This window comes from Oerskovia sp. NPDC060287 (assembly GCF_042726775.1).
Taxonomy (GTDB): Bacteria; Actinomycetota; Actinomycetes; order Actinomycetales; family Cellulomonadaceae; genus Oerskovia; species Oerskovia merdavium.
This window is the reverse complement of record NZ_JBHXBO010000042.1, coordinates 1-23,590: the sequence shown is the minus strand read 5'-3', so window position 1 is coordinate 23,590 and position 23,590 is coordinate 1. Positions and strand designations below refer to the sequence as shown.

The following is a 23,590-nucleotide window of genomic DNA, read 5'->3' as shown; positions in this document are numbered from 1 at the left end:
CCCGGCTGCTCCGCACCCGGTGGCAGGTCAGCGGCGGTCCGTCAGGCCAGGCGCGTCATCCAGCCGTGCCGGTCGGCCGCACGGCCGTTCTGGATGTCGGTGAGCTCGCCGCGGATCGCGAGCGTGAGCTCACCCGCGCCGCCGTCGGCGATCGTGTGGTCGAAGTTCGACCCGCCCAGACGACCGATCGGCGTGACGACCGCCGCGGTCCCGCACGCGAAGACCTCGGTCACGGCGCCCGAGCGGATGTCGGCCAGGAGCTCCTCGAGCGGGATGCGACGCTCGTTCACGTCGTGCCCGCGGTCCGTGAGGAGCTGGATGATCGACGAGCGCGTCACGCCCTCGAGGATCGAGCCCGTGAGCTCGGGGGTCTCGACCGAGCCGTCCGCCTTGACGACGAACACGTTCATGCCGCCGAGCTCCTCGAGGAAGGTGTTCGTCGACGAGTCGAGGAAGCAGACCTGCTCGAAGCCCTTCTCCTGCGCGAGCGTCTGCGGCAGGAGACTCGAGGCGTAGTTGCCGCCGCACTTGGCGTCTCCCGTGCCTCCCGCGCCGGCGCGGCTGTACTCGCGGTCGACCCAGATCGAGACGGGCTTGACGCCCCCCGAGAAGTACGGGCCCACGGGCGAGGCGATCACGAGGTACTCGGCCTCGAGCGAGGCGCGCACACCCAGGAACGACTCCGAGGCGTACATGAACGGACGCAGGTAGAGGCTCGCCTCCTCGCCGTCCGGGACCCACTCGATGTCGGTGCGCACGAGCGCCGTGATCGAGCCGATGAAGTCGTCCACCGAGAGCGCGGGGAGCGCGAGACGGTGGGCCGAGCGGGCGAAGCGGGCTGCGTTGGCCTCAGGACGGAAGGTCCACACGGACCCGTCCTGATGGCGGTACGCCTTGAGACCCTCGAAGATCTCCTGGGCGTAGTGCAGGACCGCGGTGGCCGGGTCGAGCTGGAGCGGACCGTACTTCTCGATGCGGCGGTCGATCCAGCCGTCGGTCGCGTTCCAGCTGATCCGGGCCATGTGGTCCGAGAACACGGTGCCGAACTTGGGGGCGGCGATCGCTGCGGCCCTCGCCTCGGGAGAGGTGGGGGTGTCCGAGGGACGGATGTCGAAGAGCGCGACGAGGTCCTCGGCCGAGGAAGCGGGCTGCGCTGTGAGGGGGGAAGTCATGTCATGGGCCTTTCACCTGGCGACCCGGGTGGGTTCCTCGCCTAGTTTTCCATGACGGAGCGCCTCGTGGCGCCCGCAGGGCGGGCGAGAACTCCCGGGTCTTCGAAGAGGACGTGGGAGCGGTGAGGACGGCAGAGGGTGCGCGCCGCCGTCCGACCCCCGCGCGGGGGGACGAACGGCGGCGCGACGGCGAATCGGGGACCGATCAGCCGGCGACGCGGGCGGCGAGCTCGCGCCCCACCTCGGCCGTCGACCGTACTCGGCTCCCCCGCTCGGCGAGGTCCGCGGCGACCGCGGCCTCGACGCGCTGCGACTGCTCGGTCAGGCCGAGGTGGTCGAGCAGCATCGCGACGGACAGGACCGTGGCGGTGGGGTCCGCCTTGCCCTGGCCCGCGATGTCGGGGGCCGAGCCGTGCACCGGCTCGAACATGGAGGGGGCCGTGCGGTCCGGGTTGATGTTGGCCGAGGCTGCGAGGCCGATGCCGCCCGTGATCGCGGCGGCCTGGTCCGTCAGGATGTCGCCGAACAGGTTGTCGGTGACGATGACGTCGAATCGCGACGGGTTCGTCGTGAGGAAGATCGTGGCGGCGTCCACGTGCAGGTAGTCCGTGGTGACGTCCGGGAACTCGGCGTTGACGGCCTCGACCGTGCGGCGCCACAGGTGGCCGGCGTGGACCAGGACGTTGTGCTTGTGCACGAGCGTCAGGTGCTTGCGGGGGCGCGCCTGGGCGCGGGCGAACGCGTCGCGCACGACACGCTCGACGCCGAACGCGGTGTTCACGGAGACCTCGGTCGCGATCTCGTGCGGCGTGCCGACGCGCAGCGCGCCGCCGTTGCCGACGTACGGCCCCTCGGTGCCCTCGCGGACGACGACGAAGTCGATCTCGCCCGGGTCTGCCAGCGGGGACTTCACGCCGGGGTACAGCTTGCCCGGGCGGAGGTTGACGTAGTGGTCCAGCGCGAAGCGCAGCTTGAGCAGCAGGCCGCGCTCGAGGACGCCCGACGGGACCGTGGGGTCGCCGATCGCGCCCAGGAGGATCGCGTCGTGGGTGCGGATGGCCGCGAGGTCCTCGTCGGTGAGGGTCTCGCCGGTCGCGTGCCAGCGGCGCGCACCCAGGTCGAAGGGGGTCGTGGAGACCTTGACGTCGGAGCCCGTGAGAGCCGCCTCGAGGACCGCGAGGCCCTGCTCGACGACCTCGATGCCGATGCCGTCTCCGGCCACCACTGCCAGTTCGATGTTGCGCGTCATGCGACGAACGCTACGCCCGGGCGCCAGTCCTCGGGACGCCCATCTCACCCCTCGAACGCTCCCGACGGCGCGATCCGCGGGTTTCCGCGGCCCTCCGCGATGCGGCGCGCCGGGATGCGCTCTCATCGCTGCCAACGAGCGCAGCGCGCCTCGGCGATGGTGTACAAGCGGTCGATCCGGGCCCCTGAGGGCTGCGCCGCGTCCCGACTTGCACAAATCGTCAGAGTAGGGAACTCTTAGGAAACTTTCCTAAGACGCTGGCAGAGAGGCCGCAACGACGTGTCCCGCACGCACATCCCAGGAACACCGGGACTGCTCCGCACGATCAACGACCGCGCGGCGCTCGAGCTCCTGCTCGACACCGGCCCCATGACGCGGTCCCAGATCGGCGACCTCACCGGCGTCTCCCGCCCTACATCCTCCCAGATCGTCGCTCGCCTCGAGACCGCCGGGCTGATCGAGGCGACGGGAGCGGTCCAGGGCGCGCGCGGCCCGCAGGCCGTCATGTATGCCGCACGCACCGACGTCGTCGTCGGTCTGGCTCTCGACGTCCTCCCCACCGGGGTGCAGGCGAGCGTGGTCGACGCCCGCGGGAACGTCCTCGGCACGGCCGACGTCCCCACGTCCGCGGAGCGCACGGCGATCCGCGACGTCCGCGCCGCGTGGGACGCTGCCTGCGCGGACGCGGGCGTGCCCGTCGAGCGCGTCGGGACGATCGTCGCCGGGGTCCAGGCCGCGGCCGACCCGGTCAGCGGGGACCTCTGGCTCGTGGGTGACCTGCCGGGGTGGCCCCTGCTCGCCGTCCGCACGCTCCTCGAGCAGGAGCTCGGCGTCCCCGTCCGGATCGAGAACGACGTCAACCTCGCCACGATCGCCGAGCGCGACGCGGGCCGTCGCACCGAGAAGAGCTTCGCGCTGCTCTGGCTCGGCGGAGGCATCGGCCTCGGCACGCTGATCGACGGGTCGCTCCACCACGGCGCGACCGGGGCCGCGGGCGAGCTCGGCTACCTGCCGGTCCCCGTGACGGTCCGCGAGTACGACGACCACTCGATGAACCTGCAGGACCTCGTGGGCGGGCGCCGCTTCGAAGAGCTCGCCGGCCGCCACGGCGTCCCGGGCGAGACGTACGACGAGATCCTCGCAGCCATGGCCGCCGACCCCGACAGCCCCGCGGTCGTGGCGCTCGTCGAGGACTTCGGGCGTCGTGTCGCGGCCGTGGTGCAGCCGGTCGTCGCGGTCGTCGAGCCGCACCTGCTGGTGCTCGGCGGCCCCACGTGCATCGCGGGCGGGCAGCGGCTCGCGGACGCGACCCGCAGCCACCTCATCGACACCGAGCAGGGCGTGGCGCCCATCGCGCCGACCCTGGTGCCGGTCGCCCCCGTGCTGCGCGGGGCCGAGGCCGTCGTCGCGGCCGACGTCCGCTCCCTGCTGCTCGACCGGGTCTCGCTGCACCTCGCGGACCACGGCGCTCCGCCCGTCTCCTTCCCGGCGGCCCGCCCCAGCACGACGACCGGCGCCCGCGCGCCCTCGCACTCGGGGTAGCTCCTCTCACCTGCCCCGACGGGTGGTGGTCGCGGCCTGGGACGGCGACCACCACCCACCCTCAGGCGGTCGCGGCCCTCCTGCCCGACGGCGGAGCGCACCACGCGTCGTCCGCTCGCCGCCCTCTCGGCTCACCCCAGCAGGGCTCGCACCTCGGCCGCCGTCGTTGCCCGCCCGTAGTCGGCGAGCTGGAACGACTCGGCGTACTCCCCGACGGGGTCGAGGCCCGCCGCGGCGACCGCCGCGCGCATCTCGGGCTGGGTGTACAGGTACGGCGCCCAGTGCTCGAGCACGAACGCCCGCTGCCCCGCGGGGTCGCTCGCGGGCGGGACCTGGTCGAGCAGCCCGCGCTGCCAGGGCGCGAACTCCAGGAACTGCGAGGCGTGGGCCAGGCAGGCCCGCAGCTTGGCCTCGATCGTGCTGCTCACGTCGACCACCACGTCGTGCCGGTGGTGGGCGAGCGCGTCGTGGTCGGGCATGAGCAGGCACACGGGCGGGGTCGCCAGGGCAGGGACGCGGGGCACGACGTTCGCCAGCCCGACGACGGAGACCGCCTCGCGCACGAGACGCCCGGCCGCGCGGTTGTCGAGATGGCCGGGGCACTCGTCGTGGAACGTGACGACCAGGTCCGCCTGCCAGCGGCGGATCCTGGCGACCACCTCACGACGGAGCGCGATGCTCGGCACGAGCTCACCGTCGTGCTCGTCGAGCATCTCGTACTCCTGCACGCCGAGCTCGCGCGCCGCGGCGAACGCCTCGGCTGCGCGCCGGCGCGCGAGAGCCTTGCGGGGCGTCGACCAGTGCCCGGCGTCGCCGTTCGTCAGCGACAGGAACTTCACGCCGTGACCGGCCAGGGCGAGCCGTGCGGCGATGCCTCCTGCGTACTCGTCGGGTTCGTCGGGGTGCGCCGCGACGACCAGGACACGCAGCCGGTCGGCGAACATGCCGGGGGCCGGTCGCAGCTCCGGTGGAGTCATCGCGGACGCGGGAACCGCAGCTCGAAGCGCTCGCAGACCACGGGCATGTCGTCGCGGAACTCGTGACCGACCAGGACCCTCGTGAAGTAGTCGCGGTGCCCGGCACGCCATGCCTCGAGCGTCCGGTCGTCCTCGCCCTCGGCCGCCGCGAAGTCGGCGTCGACCTGGTCGAAGGGCACGATCTCGACGGACGTGGTGCGGATCAGCGCACGCGGGTGGCCGTCGCCGTCCAGGATGATGGACAGCTCGCCGACTGCTGGCACCGGGGTCTCGTCGTCGTACTCCCAGTGCGAGGACGACGTCGCGGTCTTCTCGCCCGAGAGCACCGCGTGGAGCAGCCCGTCGGCGAGCTCGGGGTTGTCGCCGAACGACCAGGCCGGGGGCGGGACGGTCGCGGAGACACCGAACCCGGTCACCACTCCGACCTTGCCCTCCCCCGCACGCACGCGCGCGGTCTCCCAGAACTCCAGGAGCTCAGCGGCTCGCGGGTCCTCGCTCGAACCGGCGCTCGTGCCGTCTGCCCTGCGGTCGATGTCGTCGCTCATGCGTCCATGGTGGACCACGGAACGCCGGACTGCCCGTCTTGTCGCACTTTCACCGGTGGATGTCGCTCAGATTCCACCCGGTCGACCGTCTCGTCGGAGGAGCACGTCCCCCTCGGCGAACTGGCGCGGCCCCCGGCGCGAGCACCTGTCGTCCTGGCGGACCTACCCGTCACCCTCGACCGAGCCCCGCCGCCCCCGCACGGCCATGGACGCAGCCGCGACCCGCGTTCCCGAGGAGGCACCGCCGTCGGGCACCCGCACGCGCACGGGCGACCCGACAGCACAGAGGCGGGCGGCGCCTGCCGCGCGATCGTGGTCGGGTCTGGCGGGAGGCCGCCAGGCCGGAGGGAAGATCGCGCGGTAGGTGCCGCCCGCCTCGAAGGTGAGCCACTCACCCCGCGTGGAGCGGAGCAGAGGTCAGCGACCGACCGAACCCTCGGTGTAGTCGTCGTCGCCCGACTTCGCCCACGCGAACATCCCGCGCAGCTCGCGGCCCGTGGCCTCGATCGGGTGCGCCTCGCCCTTGGCGCGGAGCTCCTTGAACTCGGGTGCGCCCGCGTCCTGGTCGTCGATGAAGCGCTTCGCGAACGCGCCGTTCTGGATGTCCCCGAGGACGGCCTTCATGTTCTCCTTGACCCGCGGGTCGATCACACGGGGGCCCGAGACGTAGTCGCCGTACTCGGCCGTGTCGGAGACGGACCAGCGCTGCTTGGCGATGCCGCCCTCCCACATGAGGTCGACGATGAGCTTGAGCTCGTGCAGGACCTCGAAGTAGGCGATCTCCGGCTGGTAGCCGGCCTCGGTGAGGGTCTCGAAGCCGTACTGGACGAGCTGCGACACGCCACCGCACAGGACGGCCTGCTCACCGAACAGGTCGGTCTCGGTCTCCTCGGTGAACGTCGTCTTGATGACGCCGGCACGCGTGCCGCCGATCGCCTTCGCGTACGAGAGCGCGATGTCCCACGCGTGGCCCGACGCGTCCTTCTCGACGGCGATGATGTCGGGGATGCCGCGGCCCGCGACGAACTCGCGACGCACCGTGTGGCCCGGCGCCTTGGGGGCGACGAGGATGACGTCGACGCCCTCGGGCGCCTCGATGTAGCCGAAGCGGATGTTGAAGCCGTGCGCGAACGCGAGCGTCTTGCCGGCGGCCAGGTTCGGCTTGATCTCGTCGTTGTAGATCGAGCGCTGGTGCTGGTCCGGCGCGAGGATCATGATGAGGTCGGCCCACTGGGCGGCCTCGGCGACCGTCTTGACCTCGAAGCCCTCGTCGGTCGCCTTGGCGATCGACTTGGAGCCTTCCTTGAGTGCGATGACGACCTGGACGCCCGAGTCGCGGAGGTTCAGCGCGTGCGCGTGCCCCTGGCTGCCGTATCCGACGACCGCGACCTTCTTCTGCTGGATGATCGTGAGGTCGGCGTCGTCGTCGTAGAAGAGCTCTGCCACGGTGTTACTCCTTGGGTTCTTGAGGTGATGCCGAACACGATAGTTCGACGGCGGTGGGCAGTGTGGGGGTGTCCACCGGGAGGACGGGTCAGGCGGACCGGTGGGCGCGGTCGAGCGCCCGGTCGGTGATGGAGCGGGCGCCACGGCCGACGGCCACGGTGCCGGACTTGACGATCTCACGGACGCCGTAGGGCTCGAGCGCACCGAGGAGGGCCGCGAGCTTCTCGGGCGTGCCGGTGGCCTCGATCGTCACGGCGTCGGGGACGACGTCGACGACCTTGGCGCGGAACAGCTCGACGACCTCGAGGACGCCCGTGCGGTTGGCGCCGTCGGCGCGGACCTTGACGAGCAGCAGCTCGCGCTGGACCGACGAGGCCTGGTCGAGCTCGACGATCTTGATCACGTTGACGAGCTTGTTGAGCTGCTTGGTGACCTGCTCGAGCGGGTTCTGGTCGACGTCGACGACCACGGTGATGCGCGAGATCTCCTCGTGCTCCGTGGGGCCCACGGCGAGCGAGTGGATGTTGAACGCGCGCCGGGCGAACAGGCCCGCGACGCGCGTGAGCACGCCGGGCTTGTTCTCCACGAGCACGGAGAGGGTGTGACGGGACATGGTTGCGGCTCTCCCCGGACTCAGTCTTCGCGGTCCCACGCGGGCGAGATGCCGCGTGCGTACTGGATGTTGTCGTTGCTGACGCCCGAGGCGACCATGGGCCACACCATCGCGTCGCGCGAGACGTTGAAGTCGACGACGACGGGACGGTCGTCGATCTCCATGGCGCGCTTGATGGCGGCGTCGACCTCGCTCTTGGACTCGACCCGGATGCCCTCGCAGCCGTAGGCGTCGGCGAGCTTCACGAAGTCGGGAACGCGCTGCGTCCCGCGCCCCGTGTGGAGGTCGGTGTTGGAGTAGCGGGACTCGTAGAACAGGGTCTGCCACTGGCGGACCATGCCGAGCGAGGAGTTGTTGATCAGCGCGACCTTGATGGGGATCTCGTTGATCGTGCAGGTCGCGAGCTCCTGGTTGGTCATCTGGAAGCAGCCGTCGCCGTCGATCGCCCAGACGGTCTTGTCGGGCTGGCCGACCTTGGCGCCCATCGCGGCGGGGATCGAGTAGCCCATGGTGCCGAGCCCGCCCGAGTTGAGCCACGTCTTGGGGTGCTCGTAGCGGATGAACTGGGCGGCCCACATCTGGTGCTGGCCGACGCCCGCGACGTAGATCGAGTCGGGGCCGGAGATCTCACCCAGGCGCTGGATGACGTGCTGCGGGGCGAGGTGGCCGTCCTCGGGCTCGGAGTAGCCCAGCGGGTAGGTCTCGCGCCAGTCGTCGATCTGGTGCCACCAGGCGCCGAGGTCCGGCTTGCCCTTGGCGCCGTGCTCGCGCTCGAGCTCGGGCACGAGGTCCGAGAGCACCTCGCGCAGGTCGCCCACGATCGGGACGTCGACCTCACGGTTCTTGCCGATCTCCGCGGGGTCGATGTCCGCGTGGACGATCGTGGCGTGCGGGGCGAAGCTCGACAGCACGCCCGTCACCCGGTCGTCGAAGCGTGCGCCCAGGGCGACGATGAGGTCGGCCTTCTGGAGCGCCGCGACCGCGGGGACCGTGCCGTGCATGCCGGGCATGCCGAGGTTCTGCGGGTGCGAGTCGGGCAGCGCGCCGCGGGCCATGAGCGTGGTCACCACGGGCGCGCCCGACAGGTCCACGAGCCGGCGCAGCTCGGCCGAGGCGTTGGCACGGATCGCGCCACCGCCCACGTACAGCACGGGGCGCCTGGCCGTCGCGAGCAGGCGGGCGGCCTCGCGGATCTGCTTGGAGTGCGGCTTGGTCACGGGGTGGTACCCGGGCAGCTGGAGCTCCTGGGGCCACGAGAACGTGGTGCGGGCCTGCATGGCCGACTTGGCGATGTCGACGAGGACGGGCCCGGGACGCCCGGTCTGGGCGATGTGGAAGGCCTCGGCGATGACGCGCGGGATCTCGTCCGGGTCGGTCACGAGGAAGTTGTGCTTGGTGATCGGCAGGGTGATGCCGACGATGTCCGCTTCCTGGAAGGCGTCGGTCCCGATCAGGGACGCGCCGACCTGGCCCGTGATCGCGACGAGCGGGATCGAGTCCATGTTGGCGTCGGCGATGGGCGTGACGAGGTTCGTCGCGCCGGGGCCGGACGTCGCCATGGTCACGCCGACTCGACCGGTCGCGTGGGCGTAGCCCGAGGCCGCGTGGCCGCCACCCTGCTCGTGGCGCACGAGGATGTGGCGGAGCTTCTTGGAGTCCATGAGCGGGTCGTACGTGGGCAGGATCGCGCCGCCGGGGATGCCGAAGACGACGTCCACGCCGGCTTCCTCGAGCGAGCGGACGATCGACTGCGCGCCCGTGACCTCCTCGGGCCCGACGACGGAGCTCACCGCACGTTCGCCCGGCGCCGCGGAGCGGGCTCGGCTCTCGGGGCGGGCTGCGACGCTCGCGGGGGACGGGGCTGGCTTCGGCGCCGCGGCCTCACCGGCGGGCGCGGGGGCGCTCTGCGTCGGCGGTGCCGGGTGGGGACCCTGGACCATCGGTATCTCCTGTTTCTCGGTGGCGGCTGGCTGCCACCGGCTGGATCGAGCTCACCGTGGTGGTGCTGGTACTGCTCTTGGTGCTGGTGCTGCTCTCCGTGCTGTGCGGTCGCGGTGTGGTGCGACGGTGGCCGCTTCCGGGGCGGGGTGTGCCCGGAGGGAGGGCCGTGACAGTCGTGGTCGTGACATGAAAAAACCCCTCGTACCCGGTGAGGGCTCTTCGAGGGGTGAGCGCGCTGACGAGACCTGGTTGCTTGGCCTCAGCCGGCGCGCTCAGGAAGTACTACGAGAAGGATCGTCTGCACGTTGTGCACACTACGCCCTTGCCTCGGGGATGTCATGCGTCGAGCCGGACGTCTCAGGGAATGGGACGTCCGGCCCGACGGCGGTGGCCGGCCCGGGTTCGACGGGTCGCCTCCCGGTGGCCCGGGACGAGCTCACGACCTCCTCAGGACCACGCCTTCCCAGGGGCGCAGCGCGCCGGCTCGGCCTGCGCTCGCGTCGTCGTGCGTCCCGATCAGCACCTCGGCGCCCTCCCAGCCGGCCAGGACCTCCGGGGGGACCTCCTGCTCGGTGCCGCCGACGTTGACCAGGACGAGCAGCTCGTCGCGCGACGCCGTGCTCGCGGCGGACGGTGCGCCGTCGGGCCCCTCGCCGGGCGCGGGCAGGTCGAGCGTGCGCGTGAACGCGTACACGGCCTCGTGCTCCGGAAGCAGCATGTGGAAGTCACCCAGCGCGACGACCGGGACGTCGTGGCGCAGCGCGACCAGGCGGCGGTAGAAGTGGAAGACCGAGCCGTCGTCGGCACGCTCGGCCTCCGCGTTGATCGTGACGTGGTTCGGGTTGACCGCGAGCCACGGCGTGCCCGTCGTGAAGCCCGCGTGCTCCGACGCGTCCCACTGCACGGGGGTACGGGCGTTGTCGCGGCTCATGGCGCGCAGCGCGACGAGCATCTGCTCCTCGGTCGCGACGCCCGCGTCGACCAGCTCGTGGAAGTGCCCCAGGGACTCGATGTCCTGGTACTGGTCGATCGACGTGAAGCCCGCGTTCGTCATCCCGAGCTCCTCGCCCTGGTAGACGTACGGGGTCCCCCGGTGCAGGTGCAGCAGCAGCGCGAGCGCCTTGGCCGAGGCGACGCGGTGCTCGCCGTCGTCCCCGAACCGCGACACGATGCGGGGCTGGTCGTGGTTGTTCCAGTAGAGCGAGTTCCAGCCGCGCTCGGCGAGCCCCACCTGCCAGCGCCCGAACGTCGCCTTGAGGTCCGTCAGGCGCAGAGGCTTGACGTCCCACTTGCTCGAGCCGTGGTCGATGCCCACGTGCTCGAACTGGAACACCATGTCGACCTCGTGACGCTCGGGATCCGTGAAGAGCACGCCGTCCTCGATCGTGACCCCCGGGGTCTCGCCCACCGTCAGGAGCTTCTCGGGCCGCCCGGCGAAGACCTCGCGGTGCATCTCCTGGAGGAACTCGTGCACGCGCGGGCCGCTCGTGTAGAACGGGCTCCCGTCTCCGTACGCGCCGTAGTGGACCTCGCCGTCGGGCAGCCCCGGGACCTTCGAGATGAGGTTGATGACGTCCATGCGGAACCCGTCGACGCCTCGGTCGAGCCACCACGTCATCATGTCGTAGACCGCGCGGCGGACGTCCGGGTTCTCCCAGTTGAGGTCCGGCTGCTTGCGCGAGAACAGGTGCAGGTAGTACTCGCCCGTCGCCTCGTCGTACTCCCATGCGGGGCCGCCGAAGAACGAGCGCCAGTTGTTGGGCTCGGCCCCGGGCGTGCCGGGCTCCATGCCCTCGCGCGCCGGACGCCACCAGTACCAGTCACGCCGCGCGTCGGTACGGCTGGAGCGCGACTCGCGGAACCAGGCGTGCTCGTCCGAGGAGTGGTTCACCACCAGGTCCATGACGACCCGCAGGCCCCGGTCGTGCGCCGCGGCCAGCAGCCGGTCGAAGTCCTCGAGCGTCCCGAACATCGGGTCGATGTCCTGGTAGTCGCTGATGTCGTAGCCGTTGTCGTCCTGGGGCGAGCGGTACACGGGCGAGAGCCACACGACGTCGACGCCCAGGGCCACGAGGTGGTCGAGCCGCCGCTCGATCCCGGGCAGGTCGCCGATCCCGTCGCCGTCCGAGTCCTGGAAGGACCGCGGGTAGACCTGGTAGACCACCGCGCTCGTCCACCAGGGCGGCTCCCCGGCGGACCAGCCGCCGACGGGGCGGGCAGAAGGGGTGGTGGTCGGTTCGGTCGATGCGCTCACGTCGTCGAGCCTCTCACCGCTCCTGGTCGGGTGCGCGCAGGGACGCGCCGAGCGGACACTTCCCGCCCCGGACGGTGGGCGAGAACCGCAATGGCGTAGGACCTGAGGCCCCGCACCAGGCACCATTGACCCATGACCACCACGATCGAGCGGCTGACCGCCGACCTCACCACCGCCATGAAGGCCCGCGACGACTTCGCCAAGAACACCCTCCGCCAGGTCATCGGCGCCGTCCGCACCGCGGAGAAGTCCGGCTCCGCGGCGCACGAGCTCAGCGACGCCGAGGTCCAGACCGTCCTGGCCGCCGAGGTCAAGAAGCGTCGTGAGAGCGCGCAGATCTACCTCGACGCCGACGCGCCCGAGCGCGCCGAGAACGAGACCGCGGAGGCCGACTTCATCGAGAAGTACCTGCCCGCGAGCCTCACGCCCGCCCAGCTCGACGCGCTCGTGGCCGACGCGATCGCCTCGACCGGCGCCTCGTCCATGAAGGACATGGGCAACGTCATGAAGACCGCGACGGCCGCCGCGAGCGGCATCGGCCGCGTCGACGGCAAGGCGCTCTCGCAGGCCGTGCGTCAGGCGCTCGCCGCGCTCTGACGGCCCTGCCGGACCTCGCTGGCCCACCGGCCCACCGGCCACCGCGTTCGCACCGAGGGAGACCCTGGCGCGCGAGGCAGGACCCCAGACGGGTCCACCTCGCGGACCAGGGTCCTTCTCGTGCGTGGGCCGTGACGCGGCGTGTGCTGCCGCCCGTCCTGCACGTCAGGACCCGTCCCGTGGCTCCCGGTGCCTCACCACGCCTCGGCCCCCACGAGCGACGTGGCCCGCGGCTCGACCCCCAGGACCTCGCGCAGCACCGTCAGGTCGTAGGTCCGCTCGACCGCGAGATGGCTGACCGCGTACCGCGTGAGCCGCGGCGGCTCGGTCCGCCGCGTCCAGCGCGAGAGGGCCTCGGCGCACGCGGCGAGCACCCACCCGGGGCGGGCCGGGATGCCGGTGAGCGTGACGCCGTCGTGCCCCCTGCGGTGCAGGAGCTCGACCAGGACCTCGCCCAGGACCACGGGCTCGGCGTCGGCGACGTTGACGACGAGCGCCTCACCGCCCGGCAGGTCGATCGTCGAGGCCGCGAGCACCGCGTCGACCAGGTTGTCGACGTGCGTGAGCGACTGGGCCGCGGTCCCGTCCCCGACCAGGACCAGCCGTCGCCCGCGGACCGCCGCCTCGATCCGCGGCAGCAGCGTGGTGTCGCCGGGGCCGTAGACGGCGTGCGGGCGCAGGATCACGACCGGGCCCCGACCAGGGGTCCGGGCGTCGGCGACGAGCACGCGCTCGGCTGCCGCCTTGGTGCGCCCGTACGCGTTGAGGTAGCGGTCGACGGGAGCCTCGCGCTCCTTCCCGCGGACCGTGGGGGTGTACGGGTCGTAGACGCTGCCCGAGGACACGTGCACGCACCGGGCTGCGGGGAACGTCTCGCGCACGGCACGCGTGCCCTCGACGTTGGTCGCCCAGGCGACGTCGGAGGTTGCCCAGTCGGAGACCGCGGCCCCCGCGTGCACGACCACGTCGAGGGCGGGCGGCTCGCTGAGCGACCCGGCGGCGAGGTCCCACGTCCGGTGCTCGGCGCCGTCGACGCGTGCGGCGCGTCGCGAGAAGGTCCACACGCGGTGCCCGTCGGCCACGGCGCGTCGGGCGACCGCTCCCCCGACGAACCCCGAGGCGCCCGTGACCCCGATGCGCAGGCTCACGTGGTGCCCGTGCCCGCGCTCGCCCTGGGCTCCGCGCCTGCGAGGTGGTGCGCGGCCGCACGGGACAGGGCCGCGCGGTCGGGCTTGCGGCTGCGACCTGCGAGGGGCAGGTGGTCGGCGTGCAGCACGAGGTCGGGCAGCGCGCCGTGATCGAGCACGTCCGGCAGCGCCGAGCGCACGCTGCGGACGAGCGGGTGGTCGCTCGTCAGGACGGGCGCCCTCCCCTGCCCGACGGCGGCGCTCACCGCGGGTGCGAGGGCTGCTCCCGTCGCGGGGACCACCGGTGCCGGGGCTGCCGGGGACGTCCGGGAACCGTGCGCTCCCCGGGCGTCGCGGCCTGCTGCGTCGTCACTGTCACTGGCACCGTGGTGCTCGACCACGTCGCCCTGGCCGCCGCCTGGGCGGTCCACTGTGTCTGGGTGGTCCCCTGTCCATGGGCCGCTCGCGTGGCGCGACGTCACGACGAGCACGACCTTCTCGTCGCCGTCGTCCTGGAGGACTCCCACGAGCGAGGCCTCGCCGACCCCGGGCAGCGCGGCCAGGCGCGGCTCGAACAGGCCGGGATAGATGTTCACGGTGCCGCGGATGATCATGTCGCGCGTGCGCCCGACGAGCACGATCCGTCCCTGCTCGTCGAGGTAGGCGAGGTCGCCCGTGCGGTGCTCGGTCACGGGCGGCTGCCCGCCGTCGAGGTGCGACAGGTAGCCCTTCATGAGCGAGGGGCCGCGCAGGACCAGCTCGCCCACGAGAGGGTGGGGTGCCGTCGCGGGGGCGTCCGGCGCGGCGGTCGAGCCCGTCCCGGTGGTCGAGCCCTGCCCGAGCCCCTCGTCGGGTTCCACGGCGCTCGTGTCGACGACCGCCTCAATCCCCGGCAACGGGTGCCCGACCAGGTCGCCGTCGCCCGCGTGCGCGAGCTTGTCGTCGGCCTCGACGACCGCGATCGGAAGGATCTCGGTCGTGCCGTACACCCCGATCCAGCGTGTGCCCGGCAGGAGGCGGCGTGCACGGTCGAGCAGGGGGCGCGTCACCGGGGCGCCGCCGACGAGCGCGACCTGCGGGCCGCGCGCAGGGGCTCGTCCCGACTCGACCGCGTCGAGCAGGAGCGTGAGGTCGGCGGGCACGAGGTACGTCCCGGCCTCGCCGGCCACGTGCCGGGCGAACGTCACGACGTCCTGCCCCGGGGGGCCCGGTGGGATGGACCATGTGCCGCCCGCGAGGAGGGCCGGGATCCCGAGCAACATCTGGTCGGTGTGCACGACCCCGCCCGGCTCGAGGGCGAACGCACCGGCCAGCAGCGCGCAACCGGAACCCAGCGAACCCACCGAGTGGACCACGGCCTTGGGGTCGGAGGTTGTGCCGGACGTGAAGACCACGAGCGCCTCGGCGTCGAGCGGCAGGTCCGTGACGGGCGGCGCCCCGGCGACGAACCGGCGGTGCCCGCCACCATGGCGCCCCGTCGCGAGCGAGCGCGCGGACAGCGAGCGGCCCGGGACCCCGGGCAGCCAGCTGCCCGAGCGGACGTGGCGCAGGGGCAGGCTCGCGTAGTCGGGCAGCAGGAGGCCGCGCGACCTGGCGACGTGCCGCAGCGGTCCGCGCGAGACCGCGTAGAGCAGCGCCTCGGTCATGGCCCAGCGGGGGTCGGCCGCGGTCACGCGCGCCCCGAAGAGCTCGGGGGTCGAGCCGGGGTCGACGAACACGATGACGCCCCCGAGCCGCACGACCGCGAGCGCCAGGACGATCCCCTCGGGCCGGGGACGGACCGAGAACAGCACGCGGTCCCCCGCGCGCAGCCCTTCGCGGTGCAGGGCGTCGGCCGTGGCCTCGACCCGGCGCATCAGCTCCCGGTAGGTCAGCTCCTCGCGCACGTGGTCGTGCGGGACGCGGTCCGCGCGCACCCGGAGGATGGGTCTCGACCACCACCGCAGCGCCACCGCGTCGCCGAGCGAGCCCCGAGCGTGCGCACCGATGGTCTCGATCAGGTGCTCCGTCGTCGGGCCGTTCATGCTGTCGCTCCCCCTGCTCCCTGTGCTGCCGACTGCTCGCCGCCCACCGGGCGCGCCTCGATCTCGAGGCGCCGGTAGGACGGGATGAGAACTCCCCGTGCGACCTCGCGGCCCGTGACCGCGAGCGTGCGCCCCGCCGCCGCGACGGGGCGCAGCGCGTCCAGGACCGCGCCCACCTGGGCCATGGCGAGCGGCATGCCCAGGCAGAAGTGCGGGCCCGCGCCGAACCAGAGGTTGCGCAGGACCGGGTCCGCGTCACGGTCAGGTGCGAACGGGCCGCCCGCCCGGCAGCACGTCACGGTCGCGATCACGACCCGCTCCCCCGCGCGCACCGGCACGGGGCCCACGTGGTGCGCCGAGCGGACCGATCGCAGCATCGCGGGCGTCGGGACCGTGACGCGCAGCGCCTCCTCGACGACCCGCCCGCGCAGCGGGTCGCCCGGCTCGGCCCGCAGCAGGCGGTCCGTCCAGCCCGTGTCGGTCGCGAGCGCGACCAGGCGCGGCGTGAACGACTGGATGGTCTCGGTGCCCGTCATGACGAACGCCCCGACCGCACCCAGCGCCTCGCGCTCGCTCAGGCCCAGACCGCGCATGCGCCCGGGGACCGTCGACGGGTCGCCGTCGCGGTACGCCGTGCGGGCCGGCTCGCTCAGGCGGTCCAGGACCTCCCGGGCGTGACGGACCTGGGTCGGGGTGAGGCTGCGGCGGTGCAGGCGCACCATCCCGACGACGGACTGCGCAGCGACCATCGCGTCGCGCACCGCGGCGTCCGTGGGCGGCAGCCCGGTCATGCGGCAGATCACGGTGCCCGCGAGCGCCCCGACCTCGCCCACGAGGTCCACGGTCTCGCCCGCGAGCAGTCGCGGCGCGAGCGTCCCCAGCGAGGCCCCGGCCTCGGTCGCCGTGAGCTGCGCGACCGAGCGCGGCGTGAAGAGCCCCGCGAGGGCCCGGCGCAGCGTCGCGTGGTCCTCGCCCTCCATGTTGAGCAGGACCGACGGGCCCAGCACGGGGGTCCACAGGTCCGAGGGTGCCCCCGGGCCGACCTTGGAGAAGTGCTCGGTGTCGAGCAGCACCTCGCGGGCGGTCGCGGCGTCGTTGACGACGATCCCGAGCCCCGGGACGCGCACGACCGGTCCGCGCCGGGCGAGCGCCCGGAACGCCGGGTAGACGAGCGGGTGCGCCCCGCGCTGGACGCGCTCCTCCCAGCGGTGGGCGGCGCGGGCCGCGGCGTCCTCCACCGTGGCTGGGCCGCCCCTCCTCACCGTCGACGACGTCGTCATCGGATGTCCACGACCTCGGGCTTGTAACGGTGGTCGGCGTACCAGCCCAGGGTCCGCACGAGCCCCCAGGCGTGCGCTCGGCGCGTCGAGGCCCGCACCACGACCTCGGGGTGCGCCCCGTAGGACGACGTGAGGCGGCGCACCTCGTTGACCAGGGCACGGTCCTCGTGGAGGTCCTCGATCGCGGTGCGGGGAAAGCCGCCCGCGCGCTCGTAGAGGTCCGCGGTGATCGCCATGTTGCACCCGGGCGCCATGACGTACGGGCCGAGGTAGGACGGGTCCTGGTTGCCCGGACGGAACTTCCCGAACGTGCTCGCGAGGCTCACGGCCCCCGACAGGACGGCCTGACGCACGCGGGAGACCGGCAGGTCGTCGGTGCGCGCCACGATGCGTCCGGCAACCAGGTCGTGCCCGACGGCGAACGCCGCCTTCACGCGGACCGTCCAGTCCGGCGGGGGCACGCAGTCCGCGTCGGTACGCGCGAGGTGCGTCGCGCCCCCGGCGATCGCGGCTCGCATGCCCGTGTCCGCCGCGGCGCCCGTGCCCTTCTGCTCCTCGGTCACGAGGCGCCAGCGCGGCTCGGCCCAGTCGGCGATGGTCGCCTGGACGAGGTCCGGGGTGCCGTCGGTCGAGCCGTTGTCCACCACGACCAGGTCGAAGTCCCGGTCCTCCTGGGCCCGCAGTGCACGCAGGGTCGTGAGGATCCCGTGCTCGTGCGCCTCGTCCAGGGCCGGGACGACGACCGCGAGCCGGACCGGGCGCGCCTCGTGGCGCGCCTCGCCCGCTGCGGGCGCGGGTGCGCTCACAGCCGCACCGCCATGGCGCCGATGCTGATCCCGCCGGCGAGACCGACCAGGAGCACCACGTCGCCCGGGCCCACGCGGCCGCTCTCGAGCGCGGTCACGAGCTGGAGCGGCAGCGTCGCGGAGGCGACGTTGCCGTGCTCGGCGACCGTGACGATCGTGCGGTCCTCGGGCAGCCCGAGGGCCTCGTGGACGTCGGCCAGGTAGGCGACCGCGACCTGGTGCACGGCCACGAGGGCCACGTCGTCCCACGTGAGGCCCGCACGCACCAGCGCGTCGAGGATCACGCCGGGACCCAGCGCGAGGAAGGCGTCACGCAGGCGCGACCCGTCGATCTCGAAGTACGTGCGGTCGAGGTCGCGCGGGAACGCCGTGCCGCCACCGGGGAGCATGCCGACGTCCCAGTGGCTCGACTCGGCGCCGAACGCGCTCGCGAGGATGCCGCGCGGCCTGTCCGAGCACGCGCAGGTCCCGTGCGCGGGCCCCAGCCGGTCCGCAGCCTCGGCCGGACACCCGTCGGTGGGCCCCGACCCCTCGCCGTGCCCCGGTGCGCGCTGGACCAGGACGGCCGCACCGGCGTCGGACATCGTGTAGCCCGGCGCGGACAGCAGGTACGTCGCCCGGTCCGGGACGTCCCACCGGACCGCGCGCGAGGGCGCCTCGCCGCACGCGACCAGGACCGTCGCGTACCGTCCCGTCGCGACGAGGGCCTCCGCGACCTCGAGCGCGTTGAGGACCGAGTTGCACGCGTTCTTGACGTCCATGACCGGGGCCCGGACGCCCAGCTTGGCGGCGACGATGTGGCTCGTGGCAGGCTCGACCATGTCCTGGCTCGCCGAGGCGAAGATCAGCAGGTCGACGTCCGCCACGTCCAGGCCCTGGGCCGCGAGCAGCGTGAGCGAGGCGGCGACCGCGAGGTCCGAGGCGTTCCAGTCGTCGGGCAGGACGTGGACCTGCTGCACACCGGTCAGGCGCGAGACCATCGGCAGACGAGGCACCGCCCCCGGTCGGCTCGAGCGGGCGAGCGCCCGCTCGGCGTCGGCCACCTGCACCGTGCGCTCGGGCAGGTGGACGCTCACCCCTGCGAGAACCGCGACAGGAGCGGGCGGGACGGGAGCCGAGACGACGGGGTGGCGGGCGCCCGAGGGGCGCACGGAGAGGTCAGCGAGGATCGGCACTCGCGACAGCGTAGCCACGGAACGGCCGCGGTCGGGGGTTTTCCACGGGTGAGAACTCCCCATCCCGCGTGCCGCCCGGATGGGCCAGACTGTCGGGCATGCTTCCCACGACCCGCCACGAGGTGGACCTCCTGCGCCGTGCACGCCCCGGCATGGCCGCCGTGCTGCTCGGCGGCCATGCCGCGCGTCGGCTGCCCGGTCCGCCCCTGCGCAAGGTGCCCGGGCTCGGCTGGGTGACGGCCGACCCGGTCGTCGCCCGCACGGTCCTGGGCGACCACCGCTCGTTCACGATCGTGGGCGAGGGCGGGGTCGGGCACCTGTGGGCGCAGATCCTCGGCGACTGGGTGCTCGACCTGTTCGACGGCGCGGGGCACCACGACCTCCGTTCACGCTCGCGCGAGCTGTTCACCGAGGGCAGCTCGGCCGAGCTCGTCGCCGGGGCGTGGTCGGGTCCGCTCGCCGACGCCCGGACCGCGCTGCGCGAGGGGGCGACGGTCGACGTCGCGCGCCTTGCCCGCGTGCTCGTGGGCCGCATGATGATCTCGCTCCTGGGCGTTCCGGCCCCGGCGGACCGCGCTCCGGGCGCGGGGACCTGGCCCACCGACGACGACGCGCTCACGGTCTTCGAGACCGGCGAACGCCTCGCGACGATCGCCCTGGGCAGCGCGGGCTCGACGCACCTGTCCCCCGGGCAGGTCGCCGCGGCGCGCGAGATCGTGGCCGAGCTCACGCGCGGGGTTCCCGCCGGGTGGCGCGACGCCCCCGGCGACACGCTCCTCGGCCGGTGCCGCGAGCTGGGGCTCGGACTCGAGGAGACCACGGGGCTCGCGTGCCTGCTGATGGTCGCGGGGACGGAGACCTCGGCCTCCGCGATGGCCCGGACCACCGCTCTGCTCGTCGACACGGGCGAGCAGCACCGGCTCCTGGACCTAATGCGCGTCGACGCAGAGCGCGAGGCCGCGGGTGAGGTCCGCGGTCCCGGCGAGCCCGACGCGGTCGAGAACGCCGTGCGCGAGGGGCTGCGGGTCACGAGCCCCGCCTCGGTCATCGGTCGGGGCGTCGCGGCCGACGTCGAGGTGGCGGGCCGCCGGCTCGCCGAGGGCGAGCGCATCATGATGCTCGTGTGGAGCGCGAACATCGGCGCCGGCCGGTTCCGTGCCGACCGCCCCTACGTGCGCGAGAGCCGCCAGCTGTGGTTCGGGGCCGGGCGGCACCTGTGCCTGGGCGCGGCCCTGGCGCGTGCGGAGATCGGCGCGCTGCTGCGCACGCTGTGGGGGGACGGGCAGAGCCTGCGGGTCGTCTCGCGCAGCGCTCAGCGTGGGGTCCTGATCCCGTCCTACCGGACGCTGGTCGTGGCCCGCGCGTGACCTCTCCGCGCCGCGGCGCTCCCGAACGGGCCGCGCCGCGAGGTCGCGCGCGCCCTGACGCACGCCGGACCCGACGACCGTCGGGCCGCGACCGTCACGCCGGACGGCCGCTCAGTCGCGCCCGCGCCACGTGCACAGGCACGCCTCGTTGCCCTCGACGTCCGCGAGGACCCAGAACGCCGGCGCCCGGTCGTCCGACACCAGGTGCCCTCCTGCGGCGATGGCTGCGGTCACGCGCGCCTCGACCTGGTCGTGCGGGACCGTGACGTCGAGGTGGATGCGGTTGCGCTGGGGCCGCGGGGCGTCCATCTGCTGGAACCAGACCGGGGGCCCGTAGCCGGCGCGGTCCCCCAGGCCCAGCCCCTCGTCCTCCTCGGGCCCGTCGACGTAGCCCAGGACGGCCCGCCAGAACGGGCGTACCGCGGGCCGGTCCAGCGCGTCGATCGCGATCTCGACCTCGAGGAGGCCGTCGGTCTCGGCCGGGAGGTCGAGCTCCTTGGCGGCCAACGAGATGCGGCGGGCGAGCGTCAGGTCGCGCTTGCTCAGGCCGCCGACGTCGTGGGACGACGTCCGGACGGTCACGGTCGCGTAGCGCAGGTCGACGTCGGGATGGTGGTTCATGCCTTCGGCCAGCTCGCCGATCGCGTCGACCAGCTCGACGCCCGCGGTGAACGAGCCCGTCCTGAACCTGGTCTGCGCGGTGCCGAGCAGCACGCGCCAGTCCTCCACCCCGTCGCTGTCGTGGAACTGTCGGGCGGTGATCTCGTCGCTCATGGCTGCTGCTCCGGTGCGGTGTCGGGTGGACGGGGACCCTGCGGAACGTCGTGGCGAGCCGGGGTCGCGGGCCCTGGCCGGTCGGACCGGGGAGGTGCTGCGACGGAGCGTTCCTCGTCCAACTATCCCGCAGGCGGAGGTCCGTCGCCAGCACGCGCGGCCAGCGTGCCGAGCACGTGGGCGGGTCGCGTCCAGGCGCTCTCGACGGCTCCGTCCGCGACCGCGTCCAGGCCCCCTACTCGAGGATCGCCCCGCGCGAGGCCGACTGGACGAGCTTGGCGTACTTGGCCAGGACCCCGCGCGTGAACTTCGGGGCGAGCGGCGCCCAGCCCTCCTTGCGGGCCTCGATCTCGGCGTCCTCGACCAGCAGGTCGAGCGTCTTGCGCGCGACGTCGAGCCGGATCCGGTCGCCGTCGCGCACGAACGCGATCGGTCCGGCGTCGACCGCCTCGGGTGCGACGTGGCCCACGCACAGCCCGGTCGTCCCGCCCGAGAACCGTCCGTCCGTCAGGAGCAGCACGGTCTTGCCGAGGCCCGCTCCCTTGATGGCTCCCGTGATCGCGAGCATCTCGCGCATGCCCGGTCCGCCCTTGGGGCCCTCGTAGCGGATCACGACGACGTCGCCGTCCGTGATGGTCCCGTCCTCGAGGGCGTCGAGCGCCGCGCGCTCGCGCTCGAACACGCGGGCCGTGCCCTCGAACACGTCCGAGTCGAAGCCCGCGGACTTGACCACGGCCCCCTCGGGCGCGAGCGAGCCGCCCAGGATGGTGATGCCGCCCGTGTGGTGGATCGGGTTGTCGAGCGCGCGCAGGATCTTGCCGTCGGGGTCCGGGGGGTCGATCTCCGCGAGGTTCTCGGCGACCGTCCGGCCCGTGACCGTGAGCGCGTCGCCGTGGATCAGCCCCGCGTCGAGCAGGGCCTTCATGACCACGGGCACACCGCCGATACGGTCGACGTCGTTCATGACGTACCGGCCGAACGGCTTGAGGTCGCCCAGGTGGGGCACCTTGGCGGCCACGCGGTCGAAGTCCGCGAGCGTCAGCTCGACCTCGGCCTCGTGCGCGATCGCCAGCAGGTGCAGGACCGCGTTGGTCGAGCCGCCGAAGGCCATGACCACGGCGATCGCGTTCTCGAACGCCTCCTTGGTCATGATGTCTCGCGCCGTGATCCCGCGACGCAGCAGCTCGACGACGGCCTCGCCCGAGCGGTGCGCGAAGTTGTCGCGGCGGCGGTCCGCCGAGGGCGGTGCGGCCGAACCGGGCAGCGACATGCCCATGGCCTCGGCGACCGACGCCATGGTGTTCGCGGTGTACATGCCGCCGCACGCGCCCTCGCCCGGGCAGATGGCCCGCTCGATGCGGTCCAGGTCACCCTTGCTCATGAGCCCGCGCGAGCACGCCCCCACGGCCTCGAACGCGTCGATGAGCGTGACGTCCTTCTCCGTGCCGTCCTCGAGCTTGACCCAGCCGGGCATGATCGAGCCCGCGTAGAGGAACACGCTCGCGAGGTCGAGGCGCGCGGCGGCCATGAGCATGCCGGGCAGCGACTTGTCGCAGCCCGCGAGCAGCACGGACCCGTCGAGCCGCTCGGCCTGCATGACGGTCTCGACCGAGTCCGCGATGACGTCGCGGGACACGAGCGAGAAGTGCATGCCCTCGTGCCCCATCGAGATGCCGTCGGACACCGAGATGGTGCCGAACTGCAGCGGGTAGCCCCCGCCCGCGTGCACGCCTTCCTTGGCGCCCTGCGCGAGCCGGTCGAGCGACAGGTTGCACGGCGTGATCTCGTTCCACGAGCTCGCGATGCCGATCTGGGGCTTGACCCAGTCGTCGTCCCCCATCCCGACGGCGCGGAGCATGCCGCGCGAGGCCGTGGCCTCGATGCCGTCGGTCACGGTCCGGGAACGGGGCTTGATGTCGATGTCGTCGCTGGCCATACCCGAGTATCTCCTCACGGGTGAAGTGCGGCCACAGCGCGCGTGGCGGCTCGCCGGGGCATCACCTCGTCGGGAAGGATGCCGCGATGACCACGACGTATCGTCCCTCGCTCCGGCCCGTCCGCTCTTCCCGGACCACCTCGCTCCCGTCAGCCCGGCGAGGCGCGGTGCTCGCTCCCGTCGTCGCGCTCGCTCTGCTCACGGCCGCGTGCTCGGGCACCGCCGAGCCGCGGGCCACGCCCACCGCGACGCCGTCGAGCACGGGCACCGCGGCGGCCCCCGAGGCCGCTGTCGACACCACCCCGATGGCCCCCGAGCCCACGCCGGAGCCCGACGCCGCCGACGAGTCCCCCGAGGCGAGCTTTCGCGCCTGGCTCGCCGCGAGCCGTGCGCCCGCGGTCGAGACGGCCTGCGGGTACATGACCCCCACGCTCGTCGACCGGATGGTCGCGGAGATGACGGCGCAGGGGTGGCCCGGCATCACGGACTGCTCGTCGATGATCACGACCACGGCCGAGCTCTACGCCGCGGTCGGCGACGTCGCGGAGGTCGAGATCGCCGTCCGCGAGGAGCGCCCCGACGCGACCGTGCTGTCCGTCGCGTACGCGGGCGGCGACTGCGGGTCGGCCGTCATGGTCCCCGAGGGCGCGAGGTGGATCATCACCGAGCAGTCCGAGGAGCAGTGCTGACGCACGCACCCGCCCACCGCGCACCGCCGCACGCCATGCTCCGCACGCGACGACGGGCCCGCCCCCTGCTCGGGGC

General features: G+C 73.2%; 19 protein-coding genes. 4 read left to right on the top strand and 15 right to left on the bottom strand.

Annotation, left to right across the window (positions count from 1 at the left end):
* Positions 1-41 precede the first annotated feature (41 nt).
* Positions 42-1,172: a branched-chain amino acid aminotransferase gene (locus ACFWFR_RS05920; protein ID WP_056654480.1), complete on the bottom strand. Its 1,131-nt coding sequence runs from the start codon at positions 1,170-1,172 to the stop codon at positions 42-44.
* Between the two features lie 205 nt (positions 1,173-1,377).
* Complete coding sequence (locus tag ACFWFR_RS05915; protein ID WP_056654478.1) at positions 1,378-2,421, bottom strand: 3-isopropylmalate dehydrogenase; 1,044 nt, start codon at positions 2,419-2,421, stop codon at positions 1,378-1,380.
* 279 nt (positions 2,422-2,700) lie between these two features.
* On the opposite strand from ACFWFR_RS05915, the gene ACFWFR_RS05910 reads away from it, so the two are divergent.
* A complete protein-coding gene (locus ACFWFR_RS05910) occupies positions 2,701-3,963 on the top strand; it encodes an ROK family protein (RefSeq protein WP_377621804.1) in 1,263 nt (420 codons plus the stop codon).
* A 131-nt stretch (positions 3,964-4,094) separates the two neighbouring features.
* Here the strand turns inward: ACFWFR_RS05910 and ACFWFR_RS05905 are convergent, their stop codons facing one another.
* From ACFWFR_RS05905 to ACFWFR_RS05880, 6 genes are all read right to left on the bottom strand, one after another.
* Positions 4,095-4,940, bottom strand: a complete 846-nt coding sequence (locus tag ACFWFR_RS05905) for a PIG-L deacetylase family protein (protein WP_377621802.1) — start codon at positions 4,938-4,940, stop codon at positions 4,095-4,097.
* Complete coding sequence (locus tag ACFWFR_RS05900) at positions 4,937-5,485, bottom strand: ASCH domain-containing protein (protein ID WP_377621801.1); 549 nt, start codon at positions 5,483-5,485, stop codon at positions 4,937-4,939. Before ACFWFR_RS05900 ends, ACFWFR_RS05905 begins: the two co-directional genes overlap by 4 nt.
* 417 nt (positions 5,486-5,902) lie before the next feature.
* Positions 5,903-6,931, bottom strand: a complete 1,029-nt coding sequence (gene ilvC, locus ACFWFR_RS05895) for a ketol-acid reductoisomerase (RefSeq protein WP_377621799.1) — start codon at positions 6,929-6,931, stop codon at positions 5,903-5,905.
* An 88-nt stretch (positions 6,932-7,019) separates the two neighbouring features.
* Positions 7,020-7,544, bottom strand: coding sequence for an acetolactate synthase small subunit (ilvN, locus tag ACFWFR_RS05890; protein WP_377617363.1), 525 nt, complete (start codon positions 7,542-7,544; stop codon positions 7,020-7,022).
* A gap of 20 nt (positions 7,545-7,564) precedes the next feature.
* Positions 7,565-9,484, bottom strand: a complete 1,920-nt coding sequence (locus ACFWFR_RS05885) for an acetolactate synthase large subunit (RefSeq protein ID WP_191803482.1) — start codon at positions 9,482-9,484, stop codon at positions 7,565-7,567.
* 437 nt (positions 9,485-9,921) lie between these two features.
* The gene (locus ACFWFR_RS05880) at positions 9,922-11,739 is read right to left on the bottom strand and encodes an alpha-glucosidase (protein WP_377621797.1); all 1,818 of its coding nucleotides are present in this window, start codon (positions 11,737-11,739) and stop codon (positions 9,922-9,924) included.
* Between the two features lie 132 nt (positions 11,740-11,871).
* Here ACFWFR_RS05880 and ACFWFR_RS05875 point away from each other — a divergent pair, with 132 nt between their 5' ends.
* Positions 11,872-12,336 carry a GatB/YqeY domain-containing protein gene (locus tag ACFWFR_RS05875; RefSeq protein WP_056654456.1) on the top strand — a complete coding sequence of 155 codons (465 nt, stop codon included), beginning with the start codon at positions 11,872-11,874 and terminating at the stop codon, positions 12,334-12,336.
* Between the two features lie 194 nt (positions 12,337-12,530).
* Here the strand turns inward: ACFWFR_RS05875 and ACFWFR_RS05870 are convergent, their stop codons facing one another.
* From ACFWFR_RS05870 to ACFWFR_RS05850, 5 genes are read right to left on the bottom strand one after another with little or no spacing between them, the layout of a single operon-like run.
* On the bottom strand, positions 12,531-13,484 hold the full coding sequence (locus tag ACFWFR_RS05870) for an NAD-dependent epimerase/dehydratase family protein (RefSeq protein WP_377621795.1): 954 nt from the start codon (positions 13,482-13,484) through the stop codon (positions 12,531-12,533).
* Complete coding sequence (locus ACFWFR_RS05865; RefSeq protein ID WP_377621793.1) at positions 13,481-15,487, bottom strand: class I adenylate-forming enzyme family protein; 2,007 nt, start codon at positions 15,485-15,487, stop codon at positions 13,481-13,483. The genes ACFWFR_RS05870 and ACFWFR_RS05865 overlap by 4 nt, the downstream gene beginning before the upstream one ends.
* Positions 15,484-16,767, bottom strand: coding sequence for a cytochrome P450 (locus ACFWFR_RS05860; protein ID WP_377621791.1), 1,284 nt, complete (start codon positions 16,765-16,767; stop codon positions 15,484-15,486). The genes ACFWFR_RS05865 and ACFWFR_RS05860 overlap by 4 nt, the downstream gene beginning before the upstream one ends.
* On the bottom strand, positions 16,764-17,573 hold the full coding sequence (locus ACFWFR_RS05855; RefSeq protein WP_377621790.1) for a glycosyltransferase: 810 nt from the start codon (positions 17,571-17,573) through the stop codon (positions 16,764-16,766). Before ACFWFR_RS05855 ends, ACFWFR_RS05860 begins: the two co-directional genes overlap by 4 nt.
* Positions 17,570-18,748, bottom strand: a complete 1,179-nt coding sequence (locus tag ACFWFR_RS05850) for a 3-oxoacyl-ACP synthase III family protein (protein WP_377621788.1) — start codon at positions 18,746-18,748, stop codon at positions 17,570-17,572. Before ACFWFR_RS05850 ends, ACFWFR_RS05855 begins: the two co-directional genes overlap by 4 nt.
* A gap of 98 nt (positions 18,749-18,846) precedes the next feature.
* Here ACFWFR_RS05850 and ACFWFR_RS05845 point away from each other — a divergent pair, with 98 nt between their 5' ends.
* Positions 18,847-20,115: a cytochrome P450 gene (locus tag ACFWFR_RS05845; protein ID WP_191803491.1), complete on the top strand. Its 1,269-nt coding sequence runs from the start codon at positions 18,847-18,849 to the stop codon at positions 20,113-20,115.
* Positions 20,116-20,226: 111 nt separating this feature from the next.
* On the opposite strand, the gene ACFWFR_RS05840 is transcribed toward ACFWFR_RS05845, so the two are convergent.
* Together ACFWFR_RS05840 and ilvD are read right to left on the bottom strand one after the other, a co-directional pair.
* Positions 20,227-20,889, bottom strand: a complete 663-nt coding sequence (locus tag ACFWFR_RS05840) for a VOC family protein (protein WP_191803493.1) — start codon at positions 20,887-20,889, stop codon at positions 20,227-20,229.
* 235 nt (positions 20,890-21,124) lie between these two features.
* Positions 21,125-22,825 carry a dihydroxy-acid dehydratase gene (gene ilvD, locus ACFWFR_RS05835; RefSeq protein ID WP_191803495.1) on the bottom strand — a complete coding sequence of 567 codons (1,701 nt, stop codon included), beginning with the start codon at positions 22,823-22,825 and terminating at the stop codon, positions 21,125-21,127.
* Positions 22,826-22,911: 86 nt separating this feature from the next.
* Between ilvD and ACFWFR_RS05830 the strand changes: the two genes are divergently transcribed.
* On the top strand, positions 22,912-23,514 hold the full coding sequence (locus ACFWFR_RS05830) for a hypothetical protein (protein ID WP_191803497.1): 603 nt from the start codon (positions 22,912-22,914) through the stop codon (positions 23,512-23,514).
* Positions 23,515-23,590: the final 76 nt, after the last annotated feature.